This window comes from Saccharopolyspora kobensis, assembly GCF_900108315.1.
In the GTDB taxonomy this organism is placed as follows: domain Bacteria; phylum Actinomycetota; class Actinomycetes; order Mycobacteriales; family Pseudonocardiaceae; genus Saccharopolyspora; species Saccharopolyspora kobensis.
The window spans coordinates 622,569-637,754 of record NZ_FNVB01000004.1 but is presented as its reverse complement, the minus strand read 5'-3'; the positions used below and the strand labels follow the sequence as shown (position 1 = coordinate 637,754).

The window sequence follows — 15,186 nt, the reverse complement described above, 5'->3', positions numbered from 1 at the left end:
CATGCCGCGCACCATCGACGTCCAGGACTACGCCAAGGGCGTGCTCGCCGGTTCCCGCACCAAGCTGGCGCGGGCGATCACGCTGGTGGAATCCACCCGCGCCGACCACCGCGCGCAGGCCCAAGAGCTGCTGGGCGAGCTGCTGCCGCACAGCGGTGGCGCGCACCGCGTCGGGATCACCGGCGTGCCAGGCGTGGGCAAGTCGACGTTCATCGAGGCGCTGGGCTCGATGCTGACCGCCGCCGGGCACCGCGTCGCGGTGCTGGCCGTCGACCCGTCGTCCACCCGCAGCGGCGGCAGCATCCTCGGCGACAAGACGCGGATGGGCCGGCTGGCCAGCGACCCGGCGGCGTTCGTGCGGCCGTCGCCGTCGGCGGGCACGCTCGGCGGCGTCGCGCGCGCGACGCGGGAGACCATCGTGCTGATGGAGGCGGCCGGTTTCGACGTGGTGCTGGTGGAAACCGTCGGCGTCGGGCAGTCCGAGGTGACCGTGGCGGGCATGGTCGACTGCTTCCTGCTGCTGTCCCTGGCGCGCACCGGAGATCAGCTGCAGGGCATCAAGAAGGGCGTCCTGGAGCTGGCCGACATCATCGCGGTCAACAAGGCCGACGGCGATCACGCGACCGAAGCCCGCAAGGCGGCCCGCGAGCTCCGCGGCGCCCTGCGCCTGCTCACCCCGATCAGCGCGAGCTGGACACCGCCGGTGCTGACCTGCAGCGGCCTGCAGGGCCTGGGCCTGGACTCGGTGTGGGAGCAGGTGGAGCAGCACCGCGCGGTGCTGACCGAAACCGGTGAGTTCGCGGAGAAGCGCAGCCGCCAGCAGGTCGAGTGGACCTGGGCGCTGGTGCGCGACCAGCTCCTGTCCGAGCTCACCCACCACCCGGGCGTCCGCGAGATCCTCGGCGAGGTGGAATCCCAGGTCCGGGCGGGAGAGCTGACCGCGGGCCTGGCGGCAGAACGCCTGCTGGCGGCCTTCCGGAACGGCTCCTAGTCGGTGGCCGGTTCGGCCGGCACGAACCGATGCCACCGACGCTGCTGCTCATCCGGCTCTTCGCCGTCGGTGGTGGTCAGCTGCCACGCCGGAAGCCCCCGCAGCCAGCCCTGATCGGCCACCCAGCCGGGTGCGAAGATCCGGGCCTCGGCGAAGTCCGGTTCTCCCAGCGCAGCGTTGTCGAACCACGCCGCGTCCTGGAACTCCGCCTCGCGGAACGAGACGATGCCCTGGAACCGCGATTCACCGAACGAGGCGGAGTCCTGGAAATGCGCTCCGGCGAAAGAAGCCTCAAAGCGGAACTCCGTCGCATTGAATGAGACCGCAGCGTGAAACTCCACCTCCCGAAATGAAACCGTGTCGCGGAACACCGCCTGGCGGAAGGTTCCCGTACCACTGAACCGTCCTTCAGCGAAGGAAGCAGGACCGTGGAAGTCAGTCCCGTCGAAGGAAGCCGCAGTGCCGAACTCTACCGAGCGGAAGGAAGCCGCACCGCGAAACACCGCCTCATCGAACCGGGCCGCGTCGTGGAACTGCGCTCCACCGAACAGAACGCCGCGGAACCGGGCCTCGCGGAACGAAACCGCGCCGCGAAACACCACCTGCTGGAAGGTAGCTTCGCCGCTGAACACTGTCCCGTCGAACAAGGCGTTGCGGACTCTGCATCCCGCTATGTCCCATTCGACGAGCTCGGCTCGGGTGAGGTCGAGGTCCATGTCGCCCCAGAACTTCTCCTCTTCATCCGCTCCGGGACGGAGATGGGCGGTGAGCAGCCGTTGTGCGGTGAGCCGCACCTGGAGTTCCTGATATCTTTCAGCCCGCAACTCCATATCGGTCGCGTCGGGCGAGGCGAAGGGCATGCGCAGGTAGGCGCACAGCAGGTCCACGACCGTCTGCCGGTGGCCGGGGTTGTTCTGGCCGAGCCGTTCCAGGGCGTGAAGCGCCGCCAGGCGCACCGGAGCCTTGTCCGAACCCAGCTGCTCCGCGGCGGAGGAGTACAGCTCGGTGATCCGCCTTTCCGCGGCATCGTGCCGGGCGTCATCAGCGGCGCGCTCCTTCTGGGCAAGATCCCGCTCGTTCTGGGCCAGCTGCAACTCGGTGGCGCGCTGCCGCCGCGCGGCCAGCAGGAGCGCAGCCGCGCCGCCGGTGCCGACGACGATGCCGCCCGCCAGCTTGACGATCTCCAGCCGGACCTTGTCCTGCGGGCTCCCGCCGCCGTACAGCGCCATCAGCGCCCACATCGAGACCGCCGCCACCACGAGCAGCACCAGCGCCCCGATCCAGATCGACCGGGCGGGCATCACGGAAACGCGCCCGACCTCGTGCCGACGCCACTTCCACCACGAACCGATCATGCCGATGAGCATGCCACCCGCCGTGCGCGCACGACGTCGGATCGTCACCGGAAGGCCCGCCGCGGCGCTAATGTGCACGCCATGGACTTCAGCGTGACCAGCACGCGGCTGCCCGACGACGTCGCGCTGATCGCGGTCAGCGGTGAGATCGACGTCTACACCGCGCCCGCCCTGCGGGAGCAGTTGGTCGACGCGGTGGACGACGGTGCTCGCCGGTTGATCGTGGACCTCGGCCAGGTCGATTTCATGGACAGCACCGCGCTCGGCGTGCTGGTCGGCGGCCTGAAGCGGGTGCGCGCCGTCGACGGTGACCTGGTCGTGGTGTGCACCGCGGACCGGCTGCTCAAGACCTTCCGGATCACCGGCCTGGCCGAGGTGTTCCCCATCGTGCCCGATCTCCCCTCCGCCCGGTCCTGGCGCGCGTGAGGCCCGGCCGGGCCGGGGAGGATACTGGGGCGGCACCGACCACGACCGGGAAGTGATGGACCATGCGGATCAGCGTTGACGCCAACTCCGACGTGCCGCCGTTCGAGCAGGTGCGGTCGAGCATCGCCGAGCAGGTCCGCAGCGGCGAGCTTCCGGTGGGCGCCAAGCTCCCGACCGTCCGCGCCCTGGCCGCCGAGCTGGGCATCGCGGCCAACACCGCGGCCAAGGCCTACCGCGAGCTGGAGCAGGCCGGTCTGATCGAAACACGCGGCCGCGCAGGCACTTTCGTCTCCGACGCGGGCGACCGGACAGCGGCCCGAGCAGCCGAAGCAGCGGCCACCTACGCCCAGATCACCCACGCCCTCGGCATCCCGGCCGACGAAGCGCTCGCCATCGTCCGCGCCGCCCTGAAGGCCTGAAGCCGCCCCGGCACCGGCTTGGACCGATCGGGCGAGGGACGATCGGGGGGGCGGTTCGTGCTGTCGGGCAACGGTTTTGCCGCCGAACACCCGATCAGCGACAGCCCGGTGGCGCGGTAGCCTGCTGGGGAGGTGTTGCCGTGTCGATCGGCGGCTACCGAGATCTCCGGAGTTCGGCCACCGGCGAGGTCCGGCGGAAGGTCTTCCCCGGACTGCCCCACCTGCTCCGCGCACGACCAGGCCGGTCAGATCCCCCGAGGAGGCGCTGTGCGCGCGACCGAAAGCGAACTCCCGGAGTTCCCGTTCACCACCGCCGACGGCAGCAGCGACCGGGAACGGGTGTTCCGGCTGCGCGAGGAACGGCCGATCTCCAGGGTCGTGCTGTCCGGCGTGCCGGTGTGGCTGGTCACCCGGCACGCCGACGTCAACGCCGTGCTGGTCGACACGCGGTTCAGCCTGGCCCGTGCCATCGACCCGGGCATCCCGCGGCTGGGCACCGTGGAGATGATGCCGGGGCAGCTCCTGGCCACCGACCCTCCGGAGCACACCCGGCTGCGCAAGCTCGTCGCGAAGGTGTTCACCTCCCGGCGGATCGAACAGCTCCGGCCGCACGTGCAGGACGTGAGCGACCGCCTGCTGGACCGGCTCGCCGGGATGACACCACCGGTCGACCTGATCGAGCACTTCACCGCCGCGCTGCCCATCGAGATCATCTGCGAGCTGCTCGGCGTCCCCCATCAGGACCGCGACCGGTTCCAGGACTGGACCGAGCGCATCCTCACCGTGTCCGGGCTGACGGAGGAGGAGGTCCAGTCGGGATGGGCGCGGATGACCGATTACCTCGCCGGACTCGTTTCCGGAAAGCGCCGCGCTCCCACCGATGACCTGCTCGGCATGCTGACCGCGGCACGCGACGAGGACGACGTGCTGGACGAGAGCGAACTCGTGCTGCTCGCGCTCGCCCTGCTGATCGGCGGGTACGAGACGACCAAGAACCAACTGGCGAGCTCGGTGGCGATGCTGCTCACCGAGCATCCCGATCAGTGGCAGCGGCTGATCGCGGACCCCGAGCTCGTCCCCACCGCGGTGGACGAGCTGCTGCGCTACGTCCCGCTGTTCGGCTACGAGGTGACCTTCCCCAGGGTGGCCACCGCGACGGTCGAGCTGGGCGGGGTGACCATCGCCGAGGGCGACACCGTGCTGATCTCGCTGACCTCCGCCAACCGCGACAAGGCGGTCTTCGACGGCGCCGACGAGTTCGACCCCGCCCGCGTGCCCAACCGGCATCTGGCCTTCGGCAACGGCATCCACCGCTGCCTCGGCGCACAACTGGCGAAGATCGAGCTGGAAACCGGCCTCAGCGGCCTCCTCCGGCGCTTCCCGCAGCTGCGCCTCACCGACGACGAACTGCGCTGGAAGACCGGCGTTTTCGTCCACGCCCTGCACCGGCTCCAGGTCGCGTGGTGACCGCTGGCCCGACAGGCGTCGATCCCGAACCGCCCGCGCCCGACCACCGCAGAGGAGATGTTGTGCCCGCGACCGCGAGCGAACTCCCGGAGTTCCCGTTCACCACCGGCGACGGCAGCATCGATTTCGACCGGTTGCGCGCCGGGCCACCGGTCACCCGGGTCCTGCTGTCCGGTCAACCCGCCTGGCTCGTCACCGGCTATGCCGAGGTCAACACCGTGCTGGTCGACACGCGGTTCAGCCTGGCCCGGGCCATCGACCCGGGCATCCCGCGGCTGGGCACCGTCGAGCTGCCACCGGGCATGATCCTCGCCACCGATCCACCGGAGCACACCCGCCTGCGCAGGCTGGTCGCGAAGGTGTTCACCGCGCGGCGGATCGAGCAGCTGCGGCCCCGCGTGCAGGAGGTGACCGACCGGCTCCTGGGCGAGCTCGCCGGGATGACACCACCGGTCGACCTGATCGAGCACTTCACCGCCGCGCTGCCCATCGAGATCATCTGCGAGCTGCTCGGCGTGCCTCATCAGGACCGCGACCGGTTCCAGGACTGGACCGAGCTGACCTTCACCGTGTCCGGGCTGCCGGCCGAGGAGGTCCAGGCCGGGTGGAGGCAGCTGTCCGGTTACATCGCGGGACTGGTCGCGGACAAGCGCCGCTCACCCGCCGATGACCTGCTCAGCCTGCTCATCGCGGCGCGCGACGAGGACGACCGGCTGACCGAGGACGAACTCGTGCTGTTCGGCCTCACGCTGCTCAACGCCGGGCACGAGACCACCAAGAACCACTTGGCGAACTCGGTGGCCGTGCTGCTCACCGAGCACCCCGACCAGTGGCGCGAACTCGTCGAGCACCCCGAAGTCGTCGGGCCCGTGGTGGACGAGCTGCTGCGCCACGTCCCGTTGGAGGGCTTCGCGGTGAACCTGCCCAGGGTGGCCACCGCTGCAGTCGAGCTGGGCGGGGTGACCATCGCCGAGGGCGACACCGTCCTGGTCTCGCTGGCCTCGGCCAACCACGACGCCGCGGCGTTCGACTCGCCCGACGAGTTCGACCCCGCCCGCACGCCCAACCGCCACCTGACCTTCGGCAACGGCATCCACCGCTGCCTCGGCGCGCAACTGGCGAAGATCGAGCTGGAGACCGGCCTCCGCGAACTCACCCGGCGCTTCCCGCAGCTGCGCCTGACCGACACCGAACTGCACTGGAAGACCGGCGTTTTCGTCCGGAGCCTGCACCAGCTCCAGGTCGAGTGGTGAATCTCCGCCCAACCACAGGAATATTCAGATCGTTATTGCCGAAAACTGGTTCGCGACAGGAATTTTGCAGGTCGTCGAAGTTGGGCGACCCATCCGCGTCGTCCTCCATCCGGGCAACGGCCGATCAGGCGATGGATTCCTGCTACCGGGCAAGGCTTTCGCCACCCGAAATCGCGATCGGCGGTGAACCGGCACGGCGGTAGCCTGCTGTGGAACGACGCTCCGGCGCGAGGAGGCGTTGTGCGCGAGACCGAACTCCCCGAGTTCCCGTTCATCGCTGCCGACGGCAGCAGCGACACCGCGCGGGTCGCCCGGCTGCGCGACGAGCAGCCGATCTCGCGGGTCCTGCTGTCCGGCGAGCCGGTCTGGCTCGTCACCCGATACGCCGAGGTCAACGCGGTGCTCGTCGACACGCGGTTCAGCCTGGCCCGCGCCGCGGATCCGGACGTGCCCAAGATCGGCACCTTCGAGCTGCCACCGGGATTGATCCTCACCGCCGACCCGCCGGAGCACACCCGGCTGCGCAGGCTGGTCGCGAAGGTGTTCACCGTGCGGCGGATCGAGCAGCTGCGGCCCCGCGTGCAGGAGGTGACCGACCGGCTGCTGGACGAGCTCGCCGGAATGACACCACCGGTCGACCTGATCGAGCACTTCACCGCCGCGCTGCCCATCGAGATCATCTGCGAGATGCTCGGCGTGCCCGGCGCCGACCGGCCTTCCTTCCAGGACTGGGCCGAGCGGATCCTCACCGTGTCCGGCCTGCCGGTCGAGGAGGTCCGGGGCGGATGGGCGGAGCTGTCCGGCTACATCGCGGAACTCGTCGACGAGAAGCGCCGCTCCCCCACCGATGACCTGCTCAGCCTGCTCATCGCGGCGCGCGACGAGGGCGACCGGCTGAGCGAGGAGGAGCTCGTGCTGTTCGGCCTCGCGCTGCTCAACGCCGGGCACGAGACCACCAAGAACCAGCTGGCGAACTCGGTGGCCGTGCTGCTCACCGAACTCCCCGACCAGTGGCGCAAGCTCGTCGAGCACCCCGAAGTCGTCGGGCCCGTGGTGGACGAGCTGCTGCGCCACGTCGCGCTGCCCGCCTACGAGGTGACCTTGCCGAGGGTGGCCACCGCGGCGGTCGAGCTGGGCGGTGTGACGATCGCCGAGGGCGACACCGTGCTGATCTCGCTGAGCTCGGCCAACCGCGATGCCGCGGCGTTCGACTCGCCCGACGAGTTCGATCCGGCCCGGGTGCCCAACCGCCACCTGGCCTTCGGCAACGGAGTGCACCGCTGCCTCGGCGCGCAGCTGGCGAAGATCGAGCTGGAGACCGGCCTCGGCGAACTCACCCGGCGCTTCCCGCGGCTGCGGCTGGCCGACACCGAACTGCACTGGAAGACCGGGGGTTTCATCCGAGCTCTGCACGAACTCCGGGTCGAGTGGTGAACCGTCACGGCGCCGGCAATGTGACCCGGTGCCTCCGCAGCCGCGCCAGGCCGATGCCCTCCGCGTCGGTCAGCACGGGGTCGCTGCCCTGCGCTGCAGCGCAGGGCAGTGCCCGGTCGGTCTAAACTGCCGGATCATTCGCCGGCGGCAAGCAAGAGGTTCGGGCATGGCAGAGGTCGTACTGTTCCACCACGCGCAGGGATTGACCCCCGGAGTCACCGCTTTCGCCGACGTAATCCGCGCGGCCGGACACACCGTCCACACGCCCGACCTCTCTTCGACGGGCGCACCTTCGACTCCCTCGAGGAGGGCAGCGGCTACGTCGAGCAGCTCGGCTTCGGAGAGATCACCGAGCGCGGTGTCCGCGCGGCCGAAGCACTGCCCCGGGAAGCTGTTTACGCCGGTTTCTCGCTCGGTGTGCTGCCCGCCCAGAAGCTGGCGCAGACCCGGGCGGGCGCGCGAGGAGCGCTGCTGTTCCACGCCTGCATCCCCGTTGCGGAGTTCAGCGCGGCATGGCCTGGCGGTTTACCGGTGCAGGTGCACGGGAAGGAAGCAGATCCGTACTTCGCCGAGGACGTCGGCGCTGCCCGCGCCCTCGTCTCCGACTGCGCTGATGCGGAGATGTTCCTGTATCCGGGAGACCAGCACCTGTTCGCGGACAGTTCCCTGCCGTCCCACGACCCGGACGCTGCCGAGCTCCTGACCCGGCGGGCGATCGAGTTCCTCCGCTCGCGGTAGGCGCCCGACGCGGCGTGAAGCTCAGGCCACCACCGCGAGCAGTGAGGTCACCGCGTGGCTCAGGGCCGGGTCGCCCTGCGCGTCCGCTCGCCGGCGGGCTTCGGTGACGGTGATGCCCCTGGTCGCGAGCCGCCAGAGGTCGTCGGGCCGCACGGTGACCGTGGCCGCCGGTTCACCGCCGGGCTCGGCCATCCGCCAGCCGCCCTCGTCGAACGCCGCGCACCAGGTGCCGCCCGGCGGGCCGGTGACGACGACGTGGACTTCGGTGCCGTGCGGGCGGGCGACCTCGCTCAACGCGTGCGGCAGCCCGCGCAGGAACGTGTCCAGCACGGGGCGCACCAGTTCGGGCCCGTCGGCGCCCGGTCGGCCCACCGCGTCCCGGATCTGCTGCTGGTGCACCCAGAACTCGGTGTACTCGCGGGCGATGTCCAGCCAGGCCGGGCTCGGGCCGGGCCCGGCCCACGACACGTCCAGCGCGGCCGGGCCGGTGAGGTCGAAGCCCGTCCAGAGCCGGTCCAGCTCCGGTCCGAGGTGGGCCAGCAGCTCGATCATCAGCTCCGGGCTCAACTGCCGCGCCGCCCGGACGAATTCGTCGTTGACGCGGGCCAGGTAGCGCGGCAGCGTCTCGTCGTTGGCGAAGACCGCACCGCCGAAACCGTCCCGGCCGCCCGAGATCCGCCGCACGTAGTCGTTCAGGACGTGCCCGACGATGTCGTGCACGTCCCATCCCGGGCACACCGTCTCGCGCGACCAGTCCTCGGCGCTCAGCGAGCGGAGCAGCGCGAGCAGCTCCTCCCGCTCCTGGCCGAACAGGGGGCGGACGTCCAGCACCGGCCCGAACATCGTCATGCCGGGATGTTCCCACCGCCCGCGCCCGGCGGCCACCGAATTTCGGCCGCTCAGCCCACCTCGCCCTGCAGCCCGCGCATGGTGTCGATCTCGGACTGCTGGGTCACCAGGACGTCCGTGGCCATCGCGTGGACCTGCTCCTCGCGGCCCCGGGTCAGGACGTCGGTGGCCATCGTCAGCGCGCCCTCGTGGTGGGCGATCATGAGCTGCAGGAAGAGGCGGTCGAAGTCGGCGCCGGTGGAATCCCGCAGCTGCGCGAGCTGTTCGGGCGTGGCCATGCCCGGCATCGTCGCGTGATCGTGGCCGGTGGGGTGGCCGTGTCCACTGTGCTCCTCGCCGAAGCCGCGAGTGTCCAGCCAGCCCTGCATGGCACCGATCTCCGGGCCCTGCGCGCCGCCGATGCGCTCGGCCAGCGCGCGGACCTTCGGGTGCTGCGCGCGTTCCGGTGCCAGCGCCGTCATCTCCAGCGCCTGCTCGTGGTGCGCGATCATCATGCGCAGGTAGTCGGCCTCGACGTCGACCGGGACGCCCGCGTCCGGCGCGGCGCTCGCCACCACCTGCGGCTGGTCGCCCGGTGCGCCCGGCAGCACCACCTTCGGCGGTTCCGGCTGCTCACCGGCACATCCGGCGAGCCCAGCAACCGCGATCAGCAACGCGGCGGTCAACCGGCGCATCGAGTCCTCCTATCGTCGTTCCTAACCCACCGGAGCCGCCGCGCAAAACGCGTCCGCCAGGTGGGATCCAGCTGGAAAAGCCGCCAACTGGCCTATTGGGTCCAGAACCGGGCAAAACAATACTGATCTCCGGCGGTGTTCTCGACACCGCTGGTTGCAGCTGCTCTGCGACCGACCCGAGCAACAGGGGTGGTTTGGTCTTGAAACGTACTTCCAGGTGGCGCGCGTTAGGCGCGTCCGTCGGCGTCCTGTCCCTCGGTCTGGCCCTCGCGCCGGCGTCTGCGGCGACCCCGGCCCACGACGGCCCGGAGCAGGCCGCGGTGCAGACCGTGGCCGCCCCGGCCGGCGACGTCCTCAAGAGCGACAACATCAAGCACGTCGCGAACCTGCCGAAGCAGGAGCCGTTCAACACGCTGGAAGCCTTCGGCACCGACATCGCGTTCAAGGGAGACCACGCGTACGTCGGCAACTACGACGGGTTCGTCGTCTACGACATCAAGAACCCGAAGAAGCCGTCGGTGCTGACCCAGGTCGCCTGCCCCGGCGGCCAGGGCGACGTCTCGATCTCCGGCAACCTGCTGTTCCTCTCCGTCGACTACCCGCGCACGAACGACACGTGCACCAGCCAGTCGACCACCGCGGCCGACCCCAACGGCTGGGAGGGCATGCGGATCTTCGACGTCAGCAACCCGGCCGAGCCGCGCTACGTCTCCGCGATCGACACCGCCTGCGGTTCGCACACCAACACCCTGGTGCCGGACAAGGCGGGCAAGGACGTCTACATCTACGTCTCGTCGTACGGCCCGCGCGCGGAGTTCCCGCACTGCCAGCCGCCGCACGACCAGATCTCGATCATCAAGGTGCCGCTGGCCAACCCGGCCGAGCCGGTGCTGGTCGACGCGCCGGTGCTGTTCCCGGACGGCGGCAACCCCGGTTCGGGCACCGTCAGCCAGACGACCGGCTGCCACGACATCACCGCGTTCCCGGAGAAGGACATCGCGGCCGGCGCCTGCATGGGCGACGGTGTGCTGCTGGACATCTCCGACCGCGAGAAGCCGCGCGTGATCGAGCAGGTCCGCGACGACGTGAACTTCGCCTTCTGGCACAGCGCCACCTTCAACAACGAGGGCACCAAGGTCGTCTTCACCGACGAGCTCGGTGGCGGCGGCGCGGCCACCTGCAACGCCAAGACCGGCCCGACCCGCGGTGCCAACGGCATCTACGACCTGACCGGCTCGGGCGACGACGCGAAGCTGGAGTTCCGCAGCTACTACAAGATCCCGCGGCACCAGGCCGACACCGAGAACTGCGTGGCGCACAACGGTTCGCTGATCCCGACCAAGGACGGCGACTACATGGTGCAGGCGTGGTACCAGGGCGGCGTGTCGGTGTGGGACTTCACCGACTCGGCCAACCCGAAGGAGATCGGCTACTTCGACCGCACCGCGTTCAACCCGGAGAAGCTGTCGACGGCGGGCTCGTGGTCGGCGTACTACTACAACGGCCACATCTACTCCAGCGGCATCCAGGAGGGCCTGGACGTCCTGGAGATCAACGACCCGCGGACGAACAACGCCAAGAGCGTGAAGTTCGCGGAGTTCAACCCCCAGACCCAACCGGTCTACCAGCGCTGACCCGCTGACCTCCGGAACAGGGCCTCGCCAACCGGCGGGGCCCTGTTCGCGTTTACTGGGCAAGTCAGTACCTGAAGCCGCCCTGCCACTCCACACAAGTCGGCCGCACGCCGGTGCGGCAGAACTCAGCTACGGCCTCGCGCACAGCCTCCAACGGCAGGGATGCCGAGCGCGAAAGTCGATTCCGTCGGTGTCCAGCGGCAGGACAGGTGTGCGCTCATCCGCATCGGGGTTAAGCGAGTCGGCCAAACCGTCCTCTGCACCGGGCTGGAAGTAGTTCAGCGCTCCCCACCCGGTCTCGACATCGCTGGACACCCGCAGCCGCCCGAATCAGGGAACGCAGGTCCGTCCTCTTCCCGGAAGGATCGACACGGGCGATCCCACAGGTAGACCTCGCACACAGGCTGCGGCGGATCCTCCACGATCGTGCGCACCGACCCAGCCACCTCGGCATCAGTGTGCGCGTACCAGAACTCGTGATGGAACACTGCGGTGACACCGGTCAGCGCCTGCGTTTGAGTCATGGTCTCGCCTTCCCGTGAATCTCGAACCGCCCTCTCGCGCCTGGCTCCCAGACTGCCATCACCGAATCTTCCGGACGGACGGCAGCGAGCCGGAGCAGGACCACGATTACCCGCACACAGTCACCACTACGGCGATAAGCTGTCACCGCTACCATGTGTGGTCGACGCAGATCGGAGTCTTACTCCGAGCTCCGGTCTGTGGTCGGGGGGCACAGATTGGAGTTGTATCTGTGCTAACGATGAATATGGCGTTGTGCGGCGTCGTCCTGGGGGTACTTATCGATCGGGCGTTAGTGCTGTGGTTCTTGCGCTACGTCTACAACCGCGGCGGGACAGCTCACGTGCGGGCAGTAGCCGAAGCGGTACGGGAGTCACGCAGGCGTGAACCGTTGTTAGGGCTGCTGCAGCGACGCCGCTAGCTCGTGCCCCTCTGCTCGCGCAGAGGGGCACTGCTGTTTCATCGGTCCTGGCTGAAACACGTTCGACGTGAAACTTCGATCACAACGGATACGCCATCCGAGCTACGGGATCAATCTCAACCACGTGCGTCGATCTTGGCTTGTCTAGGGTTTGCGGTGCATTGGAACCGAGGAACGGAGCCGCATGGGGGACGGGTTTCGCGTCGACCTGCCTGCCTTAACCCGGGCCGCAGAAGGCGTGCAGGACACCATCGACTCGATGAACAGGAAAAAGGTCGCCGATATCGACTGCCCTTCAGAGGCCTTCGGCCACGATCGCTTGGCCACAACGGTGCATGAGTACTGTGATCGCTGGGACCAGGGCGTGAGCAACCTTACCGAGGATGGGCAGGAGATCGCCGGTCGGTTAGCCCACTGCGTCGAGGTCTACCGGCAAACCGACGAGGCCGCCCGCTCTCACTTCGAGGGCATCCTGCGGCGGACCACTGGCGACGATCCGGCGGCCGAGTGATGGCCGAGCTCGGGACGACCACCGACCCCAGGGCCCTCGTGCCGGGTTTTCCGGACGCGGTGCGCGAGACTGCGGCTGCGATGAGGGCGTATGGAGAAAACCTGCTCGAAGCAGGCTCGGGCCTACAGCGCATCGAGACCTCGGAAGGCTGGGAAGGCGAGGCAGCTGACCAGTTCCGCTCGGCTTTCGACGGTGAGCCAACGAAGTGGCTGGAAGCTGGAGATTGCTTCGATGAAGCCGCTGAGGCTCTGGAGCAGTACGCCGGAACCCTGGCTTGGGCGCAAGAACAAGCCAGAGAAGCGATCATCCGTTGGGATGTAGGAGAGACGGCAACCAACTACGCCAAGACTCAGCACGATCGCGCGGTCGCGCAAGCTCAGGAGCAAGCACCACCCGGATCCCCTTCGGTCAGCATGCCGTTCCATGATCCTGGCGAAGCAAAGCGACAAGAAGCTCGCGAGATCCTCGATCACGCACGAAGCCAGCTCGCCTCCGCAGGTGATCAGGCCGCCGATATCGTTGGCCGAGCCCGTGACAAAGCCCCGGACCGAAGCTGGTTGGAACAGGCTTGGGACGCTGCTGGCGCTGTGGCCGGTGCTGCGGTCAACGCCGTGGCCTCCTTCGGTAACGCCATGGTGAATCATCCCGAGATGGTCGCTGGACTGGTGGGAGGTGCGGCGCTCACGGCAGTCAGTGCGGCGGGCGAGACCGTAGGCGTCGCGCTGGATGCCACTGGTGTCGGTGCGGTCGCTGGTGTGCCCCTCGGAGCTGTCTCGACTGCTGGTATCGCCACCGGCATCGGGACGATGGGGGTAGCGATGGCCGGGCTTGCCTCCGAAGCCGCGGGCGACGACTACTCCGAAGTCGTGGCCACTGACGAGGCCGTCGAGGCGGAAGAGTCAACGCAGGACCCGTCGGAGCTGTCGCCGTCAGATCGGCGTTCCGTCGACTCGTATGAGAGGCTGATCAAGGAACACGAAGACAAGTTGGATGCGTACAAGCGTGATCCGGAGGCATTCGATAACAAGGGCATTCTCAAGAATGCTCCGAACGACGAGGTACGTCAACGGATTATCGACGGCCGCGTGAGGCATCTGGAGAAAGAGATCAATACTTTCCGAGAAAACATCGACAAGATCTACAAGGGTGCACAATGAGCGACGACGAGTCCGTGGTTTCAGTCGAGGTCTTGCGTCGGGTGCTAAACCAGGCACTCGATAGCCTGCAAACAGGAACGGGTGGCACCGTTGAACTCGACAAGGACTTCTTCTGGTCGATCCCGGCGGATGTGGCATACGACGTCTACACCCAGCCGAACCCAGACCAGCTGACGGTCGGTCAACTCTCAGAGTCGTGGAACAACCTTGTCCAGCTGGGCGCGCGCGGTGAACCCGTTCCTCCGTATGCGCTGGTGTGGATCGCCGATGTTCTGAAAGCGTTGGGACACCAGGCTGGCTGACGGCCAACACGTCTAAGGTGCCCTGCCGATGGTGCGTGCGGGGCACCTTTAGACGTCGCGGAAGTCCAGTCGGAGCGGACCAAACGGCGGCAACTGCGTCGAGGTCGGTTTCAGCGCTGATGCCGCGTTGACCGGCGTGCGTGACACCAAGGATCGCGCGTACGGGACGCTGGTTTTCGATCGTCAGCGTTGGGCGACGTTCGTCGCCGCTGTGAAGACCGGAGACCTCAACGCCTGACGCTGAACACGACGGCGCCCGCCCGGTACTGGTCCCTACCGGACAAGCGCCGTTGCACGTGCGGACCTGCGCGTTGCTTCACGCGAGAGTGTGCCAGACACAACCACATCCGCGATCGAGCCGACACGATGAAGGGCTAGAACTATGGACCTTTCTCACGCCTCTTGGCGCAAGTCCAGTTACAACGGCACGGAGACCAACTGTGTGTCGAGATCGGCCGCATCGGCGCGACAGAGCAGCGATACGCGACACGAAGAACTGCGACGCTGGTTACCTGGTCACAGCCCCGGGGGCATTGGTCGAACTTCATAAATGCCGTCAAGGCCGACCGGTTCGGCGGGTGAGCGGGTCGGGTCCGTGAGTGGTTTGGGGGGGCTATAACGCCCCAAAACGCTCACGGACCACGGTCTAGGCTTGACGCGTGGAGTGGTCCGAGGACGAGTACGTCGATTACCTGCGGGGTGAGCGGACTCAGTACGCGTGGGTCATGCGCCACTACGGCGGTACGACTGCAGAGCAGGCCGAGGCCGCTGCTGCTCAGCGGTATCCGTACGAGCCTGCCGACAAGCCTTACCGTGGGCTCGTCTTTCACGACGAGGCGTGGCACTGGGCGATGCTCGCGCTGCACGGTGAGCAGTACTGGGCTCGGCATCCCGAGCTCGTCGATCCTCCTGCCGCTTACCGGGAACTCGGCTAGTGCCGCGTCAGGCAACGTTCGCCCTGTTGTGACGCGCCGTCCGGGTCGAGCATCTCTGCGCCATCGCCGACCAACGCAGCCTGACCTGCAACGGGAAG

Annotated in this window: 16 protein-coding genes and 1 pseudogene; 13 read left to right on the top strand and 4 right to left on the bottom strand. The window is 68.3% G+C overall.

Annotation, left to right across the window (positions count from 1 at the left end; all coding sequences use genetic code 11):
• Position 1: 1 nt before the first annotated feature.
• Positions 2-991, top strand: coding sequence for a methylmalonyl Co-A mutase-associated GTPase MeaB (gene meaB / locus C4T78_RS15800; RefSeq protein WP_093345352.1), 990 nt, complete (start codon positions 2-4; stop codon positions 989-991).
• Here the strand turns inward: meaB and C4T78_RS15795 are convergent.
• Positions 988-2,358, bottom strand: coding sequence for a pentapeptide repeat-containing protein (locus C4T78_RS15795; protein WP_093345350.1), 1,371 nt, complete (start codon positions 2,356-2,358; stop codon positions 988-990). The two genes, meaB and C4T78_RS15795, sit on opposite strands and share 4 nt — an antisense overlap.
• Before the next feature lie 69 nt (positions 2,359-2,427).
• Between C4T78_RS15795 and C4T78_RS15790 the strand changes: the two genes are divergently transcribed.
• From C4T78_RS15790 to C4T78_RS36785, 6 genes are all read left to right on the top strand, one after another.
• A complete protein-coding gene (locus C4T78_RS15790; RefSeq protein ID WP_093345347.1) occupies positions 2,428-2,772 on the top strand; it encodes an STAS domain-containing protein in 345 nt (114 codons plus the stop codon).
• A gap of 62 nt (positions 2,773-2,834) precedes the next feature.
• Positions 2,835-3,191 (top strand): GntR family transcriptional regulator, encoded by a 357-nt coding sequence (locus C4T78_RS15785; protein WP_093345344.1) that lies wholly within the window; start codon positions 2,835-2,837, stop codon positions 3,189-3,191.
• A 267-nt stretch (positions 3,192-3,458) separates the two neighbouring features.
• On the top strand, positions 3,459-4,658 hold the full coding sequence (locus C4T78_RS15780) for a cytochrome P450 (protein WP_093345340.1): 1,200 nt from the start codon (positions 3,459-3,461) through the stop codon (positions 4,656-4,658).
• A 62-nt stretch (positions 4,659-4,720) separates the two neighbouring features.
• Complete coding sequence (locus C4T78_RS15775; RefSeq protein WP_177247355.1) at positions 4,721-5,911, top strand: cytochrome P450; 1,191 nt, start codon at positions 4,721-4,723, stop codon at positions 5,909-5,911.
• Positions 5,912-6,151: 240 nt separating this feature from the next.
• Positions 6,152-7,345 carry a cytochrome P450 gene (locus tag C4T78_RS15770; protein WP_177247354.1) on the top strand — a complete coding sequence of 398 codons (1,194 nt, stop codon included), beginning with the start codon at positions 6,152-6,154 and terminating at the stop codon, positions 7,343-7,345.
• A 417-nt stretch (positions 7,346-7,762) separates the two neighbouring features.
• Complete coding sequence (locus C4T78_RS36785; protein ID WP_218161416.1) at positions 7,763-8,083, top strand: dienelactone hydrolase family protein; 321 nt, start codon at positions 7,763-7,765, stop codon at positions 8,081-8,083.
• A 21-nt stretch (positions 8,084-8,104) separates the two neighbouring features.
• On the opposite strand, the gene C4T78_RS15760 is transcribed toward C4T78_RS36785, so the two are convergent.
• Positions 8,105-8,932 carry a maleylpyruvate isomerase family mycothiol-dependent enzyme gene (locus tag C4T78_RS15760; RefSeq protein ID WP_093345331.1) on the bottom strand — a complete coding sequence of 276 codons (828 nt, stop codon included), beginning with the start codon at positions 8,930-8,932 and terminating at the stop codon, positions 8,105-8,107.
• A 50-nt stretch (positions 8,933-8,982) separates the two neighbouring features.
• The gene (locus C4T78_RS15755) at positions 8,983-9,606 is read right to left on the bottom strand and encodes a DUF305 domain-containing protein (RefSeq protein ID WP_093345328.1); all 624 of its coding nucleotides are present in this window, start codon (positions 9,604-9,606) and stop codon (positions 8,983-8,985) included.
• A 194-nt stretch (positions 9,607-9,800) separates the two neighbouring features.
• Here C4T78_RS15755 and C4T78_RS15750 point away from each other — a divergent pair, with 194 nt between their 5' ends.
• On the top strand, positions 9,801-11,240 hold the full coding sequence (locus C4T78_RS15750; RefSeq protein ID WP_093345326.1) for an LVIVD repeat-containing protein: 1,440 nt from the start codon (positions 9,801-9,803) through the stop codon (positions 11,238-11,240).
• 64 nt (positions 11,241-11,304) lie between these two features.
• Here the strand turns inward: C4T78_RS15750 and C4T78_RS37020 are convergent, their stop codons facing one another.
• The gene (locus tag C4T78_RS37020) at positions 11,305-11,385 is read right to left on the bottom strand and encodes an Imm1 family immunity protein (RefSeq protein ID WP_235863116.1); all 81 of its coding nucleotides are present in this window, start codon (positions 11,383-11,385) and stop codon (positions 11,305-11,307) included.
• A gap of 982 nt (positions 11,386-12,367) precedes the next feature.
• Between C4T78_RS37020 and C4T78_RS15740 the strand changes: the two genes are divergently transcribed.
• The 5 genes and pseudogenes from C4T78_RS15740 to C4T78_RS15715 all read left to right on the top strand — a co-directional run bounded on the left by C4T78_RS15740 (position 12,368) and on the right by C4T78_RS15715 (position 15,088).
• A complete protein-coding gene (locus C4T78_RS15740; RefSeq protein ID WP_093345323.1) occupies positions 12,368-12,694 on the top strand; it encodes a DUF6317 family protein in 327 nt (108 codons plus the stop codon).
• Positions 12,694-13,851, top strand: a complete 1,158-nt coding sequence (locus tag C4T78_RS15735; RefSeq protein ID WP_235862962.1) for a putative T7SS-secreted protein — start codon at positions 12,694-12,696, stop codon at positions 13,849-13,851. The genes C4T78_RS15740 and C4T78_RS15735 overlap by 1 nt, the downstream gene beginning before the upstream one ends.
• Positions 13,848-14,153, top strand: a complete 306-nt coding sequence (locus C4T78_RS15730; protein ID WP_093345318.1) for a hypothetical protein — start codon at positions 13,848-13,850, stop codon at positions 14,151-14,153. Before C4T78_RS15735 ends, C4T78_RS15730 begins: the two co-directional genes overlap by 4 nt.
• 70 nt (positions 14,154-14,223) lie before the next feature.
• Positions 14,224-14,391 (top strand): annotated as a pseudogene (locus C4T78_RS15725) (DUF397 domain-containing protein); the annotation flags it as partial.
• Positions 14,392-14,812: 421 nt separating this feature from the next.
• The gene (locus C4T78_RS15715; protein ID WP_093345316.1) at positions 14,813-15,088 is read left to right on the top strand and encodes a hypothetical protein; all 276 of its coding nucleotides are present in this window, start codon (positions 14,813-14,815) and stop codon (positions 15,086-15,088) included.
• Positions 15,089-15,186: the final 98 nt, after the last annotated feature.